Here is a 13,353-nt window from a genome sequence, read left to right as displayed (position 1 = left end):
CGCTTTTTCTGCTGGAGCGCACGTGTGCACGACACATGCTCGCCTCTGCGTATTTGCGCATCAACATGTCGGCATCGCTTTGCGATCAGTCAGATAGCGCACCTATCCACAGCCTTTTCCCGCATGCATCCACATGTGCTGTGGAAAACTGCGCGCAAAAAAACAGCGCCCAAAAGGCGCTGTTTTTCATAGATGCATGATGCGGGATTCGGTCAGGCGACGCGCGGCGCTTTCATCATGATACCGAGCAGGTCAGCCAGCTTGTCCCGCATTTCGCGGCGATCGACGATGAGGTCAATCGCACCATGCTCCAGCAGGAATTCCGATCGCTGAAAGCCTTCCGGCAGCGTCTCGCGTACGGTCTGCTCGATCACGCGCGGGCCGGCGAAGCCGATCAGCGCCTTCGGTTCGCCCACGTTGATGTCACCCAACATGCCCAGGCTCGCCGACACACCACCCGTGGTCGGATGGGTGAGCACGCTGATGTACGGCACGCCCGCATCGCGCATACGCGCCAGAGCTGCGGAGGTCTTGGCCATCTGCATCAGCGAGAACAGCGATTCCTGCATGCGCGCGCCGCCCGTAGCGGAGAAGCACACCAGCGCGCTGCGATCAGCCAGTGCGCGTTCCGCCGCACGGGTGAACTTCTCGCCCACCACCGAGCCCATCGAGCCGCCCATGTAGCTGAACTCGAACGCCACCGCCATCAGCGGACGGCCCTTGAGGCGGCCGCTCATGGCGATCAGCGCATCCTTCTCGCCGGTGGACTTCTGCGCCGCAATGATGCGGTCGCGGTACTTCTTGGAGTCACGGAACTTGAGCGGGTCGCTCGGCTCCATGCTTGCCCACAGTTCCTGCGCCGAGCCCGGATCGAGGAACGAGTCCAGACGTGCACGCGCGTCGATGGTGTGGTGGTGACCACACTTGGGGCAGACCATCAGGTTGCGCTCGAGCTCCGGACGGTACAGCACCGTGCCGCAGCCACCGCACTTCTCCCACACACCTTCCGGCACCTTGCCCTTGCCAGCCGTACCTGTGGCTTCCGTGCGAGCACGGGGAGTCATGATTTTCTGGAGCCAGTTCATCGCAACACCTCAAACGTTCATGACGCGACGCCGCGTCAGACGCAGCGTGTCTTCAATGCGCATCCAGCGCGGCGCGGATCGGCGCCAGGAAAGCCTTTGCTCGCGCGGCGATGTCGTCGACACCTACCGCACCAGCCAGACGCTCCACCAGCGCAGTACCGATCACCACCGCATCCGCGAATCCGGCGATGGCCTTGGCCGACTGCGCATCGCGCACACCGAACCCCACTGCCACCGGCGCCTTCGACTTCGCCCGGATATCGGCCACGCGTGCGGCGATGTCGCTGGTGCTCAATCGTGCCGCGCCCGTGATGCCGGCGAACGAGACATAGTACAGGAAACCCTGCGCCGACCCGCACAACTGCACCATACGCGCGGGTGCGGTGGTGGGCGCGGCCAGCAGGATCTGTTGCAGCCCGGCCTCGCGCAGCGGCTGCAATACGGCCGATTCTTCCAGCGGACAATCCACCACCAGCACCCCATCCACGCCGGCCTGAACGGCCTGCTGGGCAAAACGCCCGTAACCGTGAATCTCGATGGGGTTGAGGTAGCCCATCAACACGACGGGTGTTTCATCGTCCCGCTGCCGGAACTCAGCCACCCAGCGCAGCACATCGTTGAGCCCGACGCCCCTGGCGATGGCGCGCTCGCTGGCGTGCTGAATCACCGGGCCGTCTGCCATGGGATCAGAGAAAGGCACGCCCAGTTCGATGACATCGGCACCGGCACCCACCAGCGCATGCATCAAGGCCACGGCGTGCTGCGGCGACGGATCGCCAGCGGTGACAAACGGGATCAGTCCTGTGCGGCTGGCGGCCTTCAGTTGTGCAAAACGACGGTCGATGCGGCTCATACCTGCACTCCTTCGCGCGCGGCAATCGTGTGTACGTCCTTGTCGCCGCGGCCGGAGAGGTTGCACAGCACCAGGGCATCCTTCGGGTACTCGCGCGCCAGCTTGATCGCCTGAGCGACGGCATGACTGGACTCCAGCGCCGCGAGGATGCCCTCCGTGCGCGCCAGCAGATGGAACGCTTCCAGCGCCTCATCGTCGGTAATGCCGACGTATTCCGCACGCCCCGCATCTTTGAGAAACGCATGCTCCGGGCCCACGCCGGGGTAGTCGAGACCGGCGGACACCGAATGCGTCTCGGTGATCTGGCCATTGTCATCGCACAACACGTAAGTGCGATTGCCATGGAGTACGCCGGGACGCCCCGCCGCCAGCGAGGCGGCGTGGTGGCCAGTGGCAATGCCCTCACCCGCCGCTTCGGCACCAACGATGCGTACCTGCTCGTCATTGAGAAACGTGTGGAACAGGCCGATGGCATTAGAGCCACCGCCAACGCACGCGGTGATCACGTCGGGCAGTCGGCCAAACTGTTCCTGCACTTGCACGCGCGCTTCGCGGCCCACGATCGCATTGAAGTCGCGCACCATCAGCGGATACGGATGCGGACCGGCGACGGTGCCAATGATGTAGAAGGTATCCGCCACGTTAGTGACCCAGTCGCGCATCGCTTCGTTGAGTGCGTCCTTCAGCGTCTTCGAACCGGATGTCACCGGCACTACTTCCGCGCCGAGCAGCTTCATGCGGTAGACGTTGATCTTCTGCCGCTCGATATCGACGGCGCCCATGTACACCACGCACTTGAGGCCGAAGCGCGCGGCCACGGTGGCGCTGGCTACGCCGTGCTGGCCGGCGCCGGTCTCCGCGATCATGCGCGGCTTGCCCATGCGGCGGGCCACCAGCGCCTGGCCGATGGTGTTGTTGATCTTGTGCGCGCCGGTGTGGTTCAGGTCCTCACGCTTGAGCAGGATGCGTGCACCGCCCACGTGCTGAGACAGCCGCTCGGCGTAATACACCGGACTCGGGCGACCCACGTAGTACTTCAGATCGCGGTCCAGCTCGGCCAGGAAGTCGGGGTCCTGGCGCAGCCGCAGATAGGCCTCGGTGAGCTCGGCCAGCGGCGCCATCAGGGTTTCGGCGACGAAGCTGCCGCCGTAGTTGCCAAAGCGCCCGTGCTCATCGGGGTAGGCGCTGAAGTCGATCTTGCTCATAGATGGCACTCGGGGACAGTGACGGAGGGCAACGCCCACCCTATCCCAAAGGCGATGGCGCCAAAAGCGATATGATGGACACCATCTGTCAGAAAAACTCACATATGCCATGCCCCGCCCGCTGCCATCGCTGAACGCCCTGCATGCCTTCGAGGCCGCGGCCCGCCTGGGCAGCGTCAGCCGTGCGGCGGCAGAGCTGCACGTCACCCACGGCGCCGTAAGCCGACACATTCGCTCACTGGAGGAGGAACTGACCGTAGCGCTGTTTCAACGGCAGGGGCGCGGCCTGGCACTGACCCCGGCGGGCCAGCGCCTGCGCGACACCAGCACCGCCGCGTTTGCGCAGCTGCGCGATGCGTGCGAAGCGCTGCGCACCGACAGGGCCCAATCTCCGTTCGTGCTCGGCTGCCCGGTCAGCCTGCTGGCGCGCTGGATGATTCCGCGCCTCGAGCGCCTGATGGCGGACCTGCCCGAGCTGGATCTCCATCTGCGCCCACAAGAAGCCCCGTTCGATGAGGCACTCCATGGGCTTGATGCTGCCGTGCTGGCCGGCGAGGCGCCCTGGCCGGCGGGCTGGCATATACGTCCGCTGGTGCGTGAACGCGTGGGGCCGGTGGTGAGCCCGAGTTTTGCCGAAGTGCATCAGCTCACGCGCAGCCGGCCGCAAGCGCTGCTGCAACACTCGGTGCTGCACACCTCATCGCGGCCACGCGCGTGGTCCATCTGGGCACAAAGCGCGGGCCTGGATGACGCACAGCTGCAGCTCGGCCAGGCTTACCCGCACCTGTACCACCTGATCGAAGCCGCGGTCGCCGGTCGCGGCATCGCCATCGCGCCGGAACCACTTGTCGCCGACGATCTCGCCAGCGGGCGGCTGGTCGCGCCTTGGGGATTTATGGACACCGCCTCGCAGTGGGTGCTGGCAACGCCGGTTCGTGCGGCAGCAGCGAGATCCGAAGCGCTTGCTTTGTGGCTCGCAGACGCCTTTGCGCGCGGAACGACCGCGGGACACTGAGCCGCTGCGCATTTGCGCATCACTGCGTCGACATCGCTTTGTCGTCAAATGGATAGCGCATCTATCCACAGGCTTTTCCCGTACGCATCCACATTTGCTGTGGAAAACACCACACGGTTTCGCATGACGGTCGCGCACCCGTGCGCTTCTGCGGGTGCGCTTATGTGCAATGTGCTTTCGCGTTGAGCATTTGCGCATCAACGTGTCGGCATCGCTTTATGATCAGGGAGATAGCGCATCTATCCACAGCCTTTTCCCCGGGCGATCCACATCGGCTGTGGAAAACACGATGCGCTCTCGTGGATTCGTCGCGCAGAGGCTGCGCTCCCACGTGGCAGTGTGCAGGTGTGCAACACCACCCACCTCACTCTGCACATTTGAACATCAATGCGTCAGCATCGCTTTGCGATCAGTGAGATAGCTAACCTATCCACAAGCTTCTCCCATGTGCATCCACACTCGCTGTGGAAAACTTCGCATCACGCGATGCATGACGCCCCCTCACAGGTAACGACGAATGCGCTCCAGCAATTTCGTGGATTGCTCCGCATCCAGCTCCCCCAGCCAGCCACGACGCGCCTCCGGAATATGCGCCGCCGGATCCTCGCCGCTAAATACGTAGTGGTCGAGCAGCTCGCGCCACGCCGCGCGCTCTGACGGCGGCAACGACTTGAAAAGAAGGATGCAGTGAAGCAACCCGCCCAATCGGGTGTTAGGCACCAGGCCGGCGCCCTGCCCATGCTTCCACCAGTAATTCACCAGCGCATTGAGCGTGCCCATCGAAGCCACGTGATGCCACCACATGGGCGGTATGTAGATGGCGTCACCCGGTAGCAGGTCCGCATCTTGCGCTTCAGCGAGCGCGAGCTTCAGACGTGGAAAACGCGGATCGTCCGGCTGATCGAGGCGGGCCATGCTGATGGCAGCGCCGGTCGGCGCGAAATCCAGTGGCCCGATATAGAGATTGCGCACCTGCTCTGGCGCAAACAGGGTGAATCGCCGCGTGCCGCAAACGACGCAGGCGATGTTGTGGTACTCGTCGAAGTGCGCCGGCGTGGTGACGCGATTGCCGAGCCACAGGCGCGGTTTGATCGCCTCGTCGAGCAACGGTATCGCATGGTCATCAAGCAGGCCGGGCAAACAGGTGGCAATCGGCGCGCTCTGCAACGCAATGCCGGGCGCATCCTCTTTGTCGGCGAACTGCAGCAGCTTTTGCAGACCCTGCGTCACGGACACGCGGTGATGATTGAAGTTGAAAGCGTCCGCATCGCCGCGATAGCCGATCACGCCCTGCTCTTCCGGCGGCATCAGTAGCGCGTCGACGATAGAACCGTTGTCGAGCGCCATCAGCTGCGAGGCAAAAGCCTGATCCGAGGTCGTGGCCGCCTTGACGATGGGCCAGTGTCTCACCAGACCCCGGATCACGACAGGGCGCTCGCCACGAAGGATGGTGTTCAGCGCATCGGGCTGGCCGTCGTAGTGAAACTCTTCCATCGGAACGGGCATGGGCGACCTGGAGCAGAAAGCGGGTGTCAGGCGATGCTAGCAGCCAGCTGCTCGCACAGCTTCGATGAAGTCCGCGAGCTTGCGCGGGTCCTTGATACCAGGCGCAGACTCGACGCCACTGGCGACGTCCACCGCCCACGGCGTCGCCACGCGGATCGCTTCGGCCACATTGGCGGGCGTCAGACCGCCGGCCAGGATCAACGGCTGCGAAAGATCCTTTGGCATCAACGACCAATCAAACGCCTTGCCGCTGCCGCCCGATTCGCCCAGACCATGTCCATCAAGCAACAACCCCGCCGCGCCGGGATACTCGCGCAACCGCGGCAATGCGGCCTCGCCCTCGCCCATCGCTATAGCCTTGAGGTAGCGGTGGCCGAATTGCGCGCACCAGTCGTTGCGCTCGCCGCCATGGAACTGCAGCAGATCGGGCTGAACGGCATCGATCACGGCTTGTACCAGCGATGCGTCGTCATCCATGAACAACGCAACGATGCTGACGAACGGCGGTACTGCCTCGGCTATCGCCTGCGCCTGCGCTATCGTCACGCGGCGCTTGCTGCGTGCGGTGAACACGACGCCGATGGCGTCTGCGCCGAGCTGCGCCGCCAGCTGCGCATCCTCGACACGGGTCATGCCGCAGCATTTGATGCGGGTCACTGACTCACCTCCGCTGGTAAGCCCCAGTGTGATTCGTAGCGCGGACCGAGGAAGGTCAGGCCCGATGCCGGCGCCGTGGGCCCGGCGACCTCGCGGTTGCAGCCTGCCAGCAATTCGCCCATCCAGGCCACCGGTTGCTCGCCGCGCCCGATTGGCAACAACGATCCGACGATGTTGCGCACCATATGGTGCAGAAAGGCATTGGCTTCGATCTCGATGATGACGTGCTCTTCTTCGCGCCGCACGCTCACCGCCTTCACCTCACGTCGCGGATGGGGCGCCTGGCAGGATATAGCGCGGAATGCGGTGAAGTCGTGCTCGCCAACCAGCGCCTGCGCGGCTTCATGCATGCGCGAAGCATCAAGCGGCAGACGCTCCCAGGTGACATAGCGGGCATCCAGTGCGGCACGCACCTGGCGATTGAGAATGCGATAGCGATAACGTCGGCTGCGCGCCGAAAAGCGCGCGTGGAACGTGCTGTCAATCGGCTGCGCCCACAGCACGGCCACACTCGCCGGCAGATTGGAGCAGGTGCCCAGCACCCAACTGCGCATGTCGCGTTGCACCTCGGTATCGAAATGCACCACCTGGCAACGCCCATGCACGCCGGCATCGGTACGCCCTGCACAGACCACTTCCACGGGATGCGCAGCGACAAATGACAGCGCCTGCTCCAGCACGCCCTGCACGGTGTTGCCGTGGCTCAGTCGCTGCCAGCCGGAAAACTCGGTGCCGTCGTATTCGATACCCAGGGCGATGCGCATGAAGAAACAGTTGCCGTCAACGAAAGCGCAAGGTTAGCAGGCCCCACACGCACACGGGCCGGCAAAAGCCGGCCCGTGCTTGGCAACACTAGCGTTTCGAGGGTTTAGCGAATGCCGTCCAGCAGGCGCTTGGCCACGTCCTTCTGCATCTGCGTGCCCTCGTGCATGACTTCTTCCAGCATCGCCTGGGCACCGTCCGGGTCGCCCATGTCCAGGTAGGCGCGGGCCAGGTCCAGCTTGGTGTCCACCGGATCGTCGTTCAGCTGACCCAGGTCGTGATGCAATTCGTGGTGCGCAGCGTCGCTCGCCGAATCGGCGCTCGGCTCAGCAAATTCCCAGGTGGAGCCATGGGTTTCAAATTGCTCTTCCACTTCCTTTTCGACCGCCGTCGCCGACGACGACGAGGCCGGAGCGTGAGCGTGGAGATTGGTCTGACGCGGGGTCAGATCGAAATCGAAGTGGTATTCGCTGACTTTCGGATGATGCACCTGCTGGGCCGAGGTCGACGGAATCGGCGGCGGCAGATCATCGTCCTCATGATCATTGGCGTAGCGGCCCAGGTCGAAGTGATCCAGGGCCTCATGCTCCTCTCCACTCTGCGGCACGCGCGGCGCGGCATGAGCGAACAGCGGATGTTCCGGCACCAGATCCTCACCCATGTGCACCACGTCCACCCATTCGGGCTGCTGCACATCAGCGATATGGGCGTGCATGGCCTCGGCCGCAGCCTCGAAGTGATCGACGTCACGGCGGCTGTAGTACAGGCTCACCAGCTCCAGGTGCAAACCGATGTCATCCGGATGCTCGGCCAGCTGATCGAGCAATTCGTCCTGGTCCGGGTCGGCACTGGCCGGGCCACCGGGCGGCACCGTACCGAAACGATCGGCCAGCGAGGACGTGCCCGTGGCAGCGGCAGCGGCCGGCTTGCGGCCACGGCCGCGCAGCCCCAGCACGAGCAGCAACACGGCAGCACCCGCGCCTACACCCCAGGCCCAGGTCTGCATGTACCAGGGCTCTTCCTCTGCCACCGGCGCCGGTTTGGCGGCCGGCTGCGCTGCGGGCTTCTTTGCCACGGCCGGCGTTGCCGCCGTGCTGGCATGGGCTGGCGTAGCGGCACTGCTGGCCACCGCAGCGGCGGCCGGAGCGCTGGTGCTGGCCGACGCAGGTGCCGTGGCCGGCGTACCGGCCTTCACCACGGTCTCGTCTGCAGCCTTGGCCGCTTCGGGCTTGGCCGGAGCGCTGGCCGCCGCAGCAGGCTTGGCAGCCGCTTCAGCGGGCACGCCCTTCGCCTTGCGGGCGTCAGCCAGCTTCTTCTGCAGATCGGCGATCTCGTTGTCCTTCAGCGACAACAGACGCTCGTTCTTGCCATTGATGCCTTCCAGATCCTTCAGGCGCGACTTCAGCTCGTCACCCTGCTGTTGCAGGGACGCCAGCGATTCCTGGCTGCGCAGCAAATCCTGATGCAGCGCGGCCATACCCTTTTCGGTCTTATCGCCCTTGCCACCCTTGCCAGCAGCGTTGTCCGACCCTTCCTTGGCCGGGACCAGCGCCAGATGGTCGCCGCCCGGAGCCGCCGTGGTCGGTGCGGACGAGGTGTTTGCGCGTGTACCGGCATCGGCAACGGTGGTCGGCGTGCGAGCGGCACCCGAACGCCAATCGCTGTTCTGGCGGCGCACTTCGGCTGCGGCGGCAGCGACGGCCAGGGCCTGAGCGTCCTCGCGGGTGGGCACGCGCAACACCACGCCGCTCTTCAGCGCGTTGATGTTGTCGCGGTAGAACGCATCCGGGTTGGCCTGCTTGAGGGCCAGCAGCATCTGGTTGGCGTCTACGCCGTCCGGGGCCGTTTCATGGGCGATCCCGGATAGCGTCTGACCACGCTCGACCGGACCGAAGGTGCTGCCACCCGCCGCGCGCGGCGCAGGTGCGGGCTTGGGCTTGGCCGGCTTTGCCTCCGGCGCGGGAGCGGGAGCCGGTGCAGCGGCATTCGCCTGACTGCTGCTGGCTGCGGCCGGTGCCGTCGCGTGACGCGATGACTTGGGCGCGGCCTGCGTCGGCGCCGTCGTGGCCGGCGCGCTGGACACGCTGTTGGGCGGGTCGAGCAGGATGGTGAACTCGCGCAGGCTCTTGCCAGCGGCGTTATTCACTTCCACCAGCAGATCCAGGTAAGGATCGTTCACCGGCGCGGCACTGGTGATGCGGATGACCTTCTTGCCGTTGGCACCGTCCACCACAGAGAACTGCAACGGAATCGTCGGGCCGGCCGCGACGCCAGCCTGGGCCGCATCTTCAGCGGAGGCCAGTCGGGCAGTGAGGTTCTGCAACTCGGCCGGGCTGTCGGGATTGACCGGTATTTCGGCCAGCAAGGGCTGGCCCAGAGCCGATTTCACCTGGATCTGGCCCAGTTCCAGCGCAGCTGCCTGGGTGCTGCCCAAGGCAAGCGCCAGCAGCATCGACAGCTTCAACGAACGATTCATCGTGTAATCCCCCGAACGACCCCGTGACGTTTCTCATCGGCCTGCCGCAAAACGGCAGGACCGGGAACGAGGCGTCACTTTAAGTTAGGTACGGGCCAATCAACAATAGCATTGGCCAATATTTACAGTGTCTTGCTACCACTTGTTCTTGTAGGGTGGCGGGTCTCAGCCACCTTTTGCGGGGTGCCCGGCATCCGTGGACGCCCCCTGCAATGCCTTGAGCTGCTGCTGCAGATCCGCAATGGTCTGGTCCTGCTGCTTGAGCTTGGCGTCCGCCTCGTGGGAGCGGTTTTCCTCACGGCTCACATCACCCTGCAACTGCTTGAGGGTGGCCTGCTGCTTTTCGATGGCCTGCTCGACCTGCTTCTGGTCGCCCGCCTTGACGGCGGACGACGGCTGGGCCTGTGCTGCCTGGGCCGGCACGGCAAGCACCAATGAAAACATGACCAGCCCCGACAGCATCATTTTCATTACAGATAGTCCTTGATGAGAAGTTCAGCGATCTGAACGGCGTTTAGCGCCGCGCCCTTACGAATGTTGTCCGACACGATCCACATATCGAGCCCGCGCTCGTGCGAGATGTCTTCACGAATGCGGCCCACGAAAACAGGATCCTTGCCCGCGGCGTCAGTCACCGGCGTCGGATAGCCGCCCGCCTTGCGCTCGTCGACCACGACGACGCCTTCGGCTTTTTCAAGCAGCTCACGCGCGTGCTCAGCGGTGATCTTGTCACGCGTTTCGATATGCACGGCCTCGGAGTGACCATAGAACACCGGCACGCGAACGGCAGTGGGATTCACCTGGATGGTCGGGTCTTCGAAGATCTTGCGCGTCTCCCACACCATCTTCATTTCTTCCTTGGTGTAGCCGTTCGGCTGGAAGTCGTCGATGTGCGGAATCACGTTGAAAGCGATCTGCTTGGAGAATTTCTTAGTCTCCACGTCCTGGAAGCTGAGCATGGCGGAGGTCTGCTTGCCCAGTTCTTCCATGCCGCTGCGACCGGCGCCGGAGACGGACTGGTAGGTCGCCACATTGATGCGCTCGATGCCGACCGAACGGTGGATCGGCGCCAGCGCCACCAGCATCTGCATGGTGGAGCAATTCGGGTTGGCGATGATGCCGCGCGTGGTGTACTCGGCGATGGCATGCGGGTTCACCTCGCTCACCACCAGCGGAATGTCGTCCTGGTAGCGGTACTCGGAGGTGTTATCGATCACCACCGCGCCCGCGGCGGCCGCACGCGGCGCGTGCTCGCGGCTCACCGAGCCGCCGGCCGAGAAGAACGCGATGTCGACGCCGTCGAAATCGTAGTCGGCAAGGTTGCGCACGACGACCTGTTTGCCGTCGAAGGTGATTTTTTCGCCGGCAGAGCGCTCGCTCGCCAGAGGCACCAGCTCGCTGATCGGAAACTCACGCTCGGCCAGGATCGCCAGCAGCGTTTCACCTACGGCGCCCGTCGCGCCGACCATTGCCACCTTGTAACTGCTCTTCTTGCTCATGTCCCGGTATCAGGTAGGAGGAATCGGAAAACCGTCCCGGCTGGGGGTGACCTGATCTCCGCATCTGCGGAAATCTAGCCGGGGCGGCGCGCAAAACAACCTGCGACACGCATGGGCGTGAATGTCATCACGCTTTGGATGCGGTCCAGCGTGCCATGACCGCCGGATTCAGCGGTGTCGGCGGCTTTCCTGCCACCTCGCCATAGCCCAGGGCCGCCACCACATTGTCAGCTGCCAGGCTCGCCATGGCGCGGCGCGTTTCTTCGCTGGCGCTGGCGATATGCGGGCACAGCACCACATTGTCTAACGTGAGCAGGTCCGGATGCACGTTCGGCTCGTCTTCGAACACATCCAGGCCCGCCGCGGCCAGCCGGCCTTCGCGCAAGGCCGCCGCAAGGGCGGCATCGTCAACAATGCCCCCACGAGCGATATTCACCAAAACCGCCGAGGGCTTCATCTGCGCCAGTTCGGGCGCGCCGATGGCGTGGCGATTCTCACGGGTAAATGGCAGCACCAGGACCAGGAAATCAGCCTGGCGCAAGAGTTCGGCCTTGCTCACCAGCGCCGCTCCACATTCGCGCTCCACCTCGTCCGGCAGTCGCGAGCGGTTGTGATACAGCACCCGCATGTCGAACCCGGCCGCGCGTCGCGCCACGCCGCGGCCGATGCGGCCCATGCCAAGGATGCCCAGCGTGCGGCCGTGCAGATCCAGGCCCAGCCAGTCGTCGAAACGCATGTGACTGCCCGGCCAGTGTCCTGCCCGCAGCCAGCGCTCCGCCGCCCCGACCCGGCGCGCTGCCGCCAGCATCAGCGCCCAGGCGAAATCGGCCACGCTTTCGTTGAGTACATCCGGCGTATTGCTGGCCAGCACGCCGGCGCGGGTCAGTGCGTCGATATCGAGGTTGTTGAACCCCACACCGAGATTGGCCACCACCCGGAGGCGCTGATTGCCTTCCAGCACAGCGGCATCGACCCGGTCGGTCAGCCCCAGCACGGCTGCATCGACGCCGGCAAGCTTGCGCTTGAGTTCTTCCGCACTGTGCCGGCGCTCGACCGCTTCCGCGTCAACGTCGAAATACTGCGCCAGGCGAGCCAGCACGTCGGGAAAGAGAGGACGGGATACCCAGACTTTCGGTTTGGCGGTCATCTTCTACATCTGTTCCGCGCCAGTCCGAATTACGGACCGGCTCTTATCAGGGAATGCGAGGAGCAACCTCGCCAACGTCACCGCACTGGGCACGGTGGCGCAATGCATGATCCATCAGTACCAGCGCCATCATGGCTTCCGCGATGGGCGTGGCGCGAATACCCACGCAGGGATCATGGCGGCCCTTGGTCACCACGTCGACCGGCTCACCCGCCAGGTTCACGCTGCGACCAGGAATCAGGATGCTCGAGGTGGGTTTGAGCGCCATGGACGCCACCACGGCCTGCCCCGTACTGATGCCGCCAAGAATGCCGCCTGCATGATTGGACGTAAAGCCGTCCATCGACATTTCGTCGCGATGCTGGCTGCCGTGCTGGGGGACGACGCCGAAGCCATCGCCAATCTCGACCCCCTTTACCGCATTGATCGACATCAGCGCCGACGCCAGGTCGCCATCGAGCTTGCCGTAGATGGGCTCACCCCAACCCGGCGGCACGCCATCGGCCACCACGGTGACGCGCGCACCTACGGAATCGCCTGACTTGCGCAAGGCGTCCATATACGACTCGAGCGTAGAGACCTCATGCTCATCGGGCCAGAAGAAAGCGTTCTGCTCCACCGCCGCCCAGTCGAATGAACCCGGCGTGATCTCGCCGATCTGCGCCATATAGCCACGCACCCGCACGCCATAGCGCTCGGCCAGCCATTTCTTGGCGATCACCGCCGCGGCGACACGCATGGTGGTTTCACGTGCCGAGGAGCGGCCGCCACCGCGCGGATCGCGAATGCCGTATTTCTGCCAGTAGGTGTAATCGGCGTGGCCCGGCCGGAACGTCTGCACGATATCGCCGTAATCCTTGCTGCGCTGATCGGTATTGCGGATCAGCAGCCCGATCGGCGTGCCTGTGGTCTTGCCCTCGTAGACACCGGAAAGAATTTCCACCTCGTCCGCCTCGCGGCGCTGCGAGGTGTGGCGGCTCTTGCCGGTGGCGCGACGATCCAGGTCTGTGCGGAACTCTTCGGCCGTGATGGGCAACCCTGGCGGGCAACCATCGATCACGCAGCCAATGGCCGGACCGTGGCTTTCGCCGAACGTGGTGACGGTGAAGAGTTTGCCGAAGGAGTTGCTGGACACGAGTCTCGGGTCG

At 64.4% G+C, this 13,353-nt stretch carries 12 protein-coding genes; 1 reads left to right on the top strand and 11 read right to left on the bottom strand.

The genetic code is table 11. The features are described from left to right. Positions 1-212: 212 nt before the first annotated feature. From accD to trpB, 3 genes are read right to left on the bottom strand one after another with little or no spacing between them, the layout of a single operon-like run. The gene (gene accD / locus OQE56_RS00790) at positions 213-1,085 is read right to left on the bottom strand and encodes an acetyl-CoA carboxylase, carboxyltransferase subunit beta (protein WP_267220609.1); all 873 of its coding nucleotides are present in this window, start codon (positions 1,083-1,085) and stop codon (positions 213-215) included. A gap of 52 nt (positions 1,086-1,137) precedes the next feature. Next, on the bottom strand, positions 1,138-1,938 hold the full coding sequence (gene trpA / locus OQE56_RS00785; RefSeq protein ID WP_267220607.1) for a tryptophan synthase subunit alpha: 801 nt from the start codon (positions 1,936-1,938) through the stop codon (positions 1,138-1,140). Continuing rightward, a complete protein-coding gene (gene trpB, locus OQE56_RS00780; protein WP_267220605.1) occupies positions 1,935-3,143 on the bottom strand; it encodes a tryptophan synthase subunit beta in 1,209 nt (402 codons plus the stop codon). Before trpB ends, trpA begins: the two co-directional genes overlap by 4 nt. 109 nt (positions 3,144-3,252) lie before the next feature. On the opposite strand from trpB, the gene OQE56_RS00775 reads away from it, so the two are divergent. Beyond that, the gene (locus OQE56_RS00775) at positions 3,253-4,158 is read left to right on the top strand and encodes a LysR family transcriptional regulator (RefSeq protein WP_267220603.1); all 906 of its coding nucleotides are present in this window, start codon (positions 3,253-3,255) and stop codon (positions 4,156-4,158) included. Positions 4,159-4,659: 501 nt separating this feature from the next. Here the strand turns inward: OQE56_RS00775 and OQE56_RS00770 are convergent. From OQE56_RS00770 to aroC, 8 genes are all read right to left on the bottom strand, one after another. Continuing rightward, positions 4,660-5,664: a cupin-like domain-containing protein gene (locus OQE56_RS00770; protein WP_267220600.1), complete on the bottom strand. Its 1,005-nt coding sequence runs from the start codon at positions 5,662-5,664 to the stop codon at positions 4,660-4,662. 36 nt (positions 5,665-5,700) lie between these two features. Continuing rightward, positions 5,701-6,321 carry a phosphoribosylanthranilate isomerase gene (locus OQE56_RS00765; protein WP_267220598.1) on the bottom strand — a complete coding sequence of 207 codons (621 nt, stop codon included), beginning with the start codon at positions 6,319-6,321 and terminating at the stop codon, positions 5,701-5,703. After that, entirely contained in the window at positions 6,318-7,085 is a 768-nt protein-coding gene (truA, locus tag OQE56_RS00760; RefSeq protein WP_267220596.1) for a tRNA pseudouridine(38-40) synthase TruA, read from the bottom strand. Before truA ends, OQE56_RS00765 begins: the two co-directional genes overlap by 4 nt. A 104-nt stretch (positions 7,086-7,189) precedes the next feature. Continuing rightward, positions 7,190-9,559 (bottom strand): motility hub landmark protein FimV, encoded by a 2,370-nt coding sequence (locus tag OQE56_RS00755; RefSeq protein ID WP_267220594.1) that lies wholly within the window; start codon positions 9,557-9,559, stop codon positions 7,190-7,192. Positions 9,560-9,724: 165 nt separating this feature from the next. After that, complete coding sequence (locus OQE56_RS00750) at positions 9,725-10,030, bottom strand: hypothetical protein (RefSeq protein WP_267220592.1); 306 nt, start codon at positions 10,028-10,030, stop codon at positions 9,725-9,727. Then, positions 10,030-11,058 carry an aspartate-semialdehyde dehydrogenase gene (locus OQE56_RS00745; protein WP_267220590.1) on the bottom strand — a complete coding sequence of 343 codons (1,029 nt, stop codon included), beginning with the start codon at positions 11,056-11,058 and terminating at the stop codon, positions 10,030-10,032. The genes OQE56_RS00750 and OQE56_RS00745 overlap by 1 nt, the downstream gene beginning before the upstream one ends. Before the next feature lie 127 nt (positions 11,059-11,185). After that, positions 11,186-12,205: a 2-hydroxyacid dehydrogenase gene (locus tag OQE56_RS00740; RefSeq protein WP_267220588.1), complete on the bottom strand. Its 1,020-nt coding sequence runs from the start codon at positions 12,203-12,205 to the stop codon at positions 11,186-11,188. Positions 12,206-12,251: 46 nt separating this feature from the next. Further along, on the bottom strand, positions 12,252-13,340 hold the full coding sequence (gene aroC, locus OQE56_RS00735; RefSeq protein ID WP_267220586.1) for a chorismate synthase: 1,089 nt from the start codon (positions 13,338-13,340) through the stop codon (positions 12,252-12,254). Positions 13,341-13,353 lie beyond the last annotated feature (13 nt).

Origin of the sequence: Dyella silvae (assembly GCF_026421305.1) — a bacterium.
GTDB lineage: Bacteria > Pseudomonadota > Gammaproteobacteria > Xanthomonadales > Rhodanobacteraceae > Dyella > Dyella silvae.
Note: the sequence above shows the minus strand (reverse complement) of the source record. Positions and strands in the feature narration are given on the sequence as shown.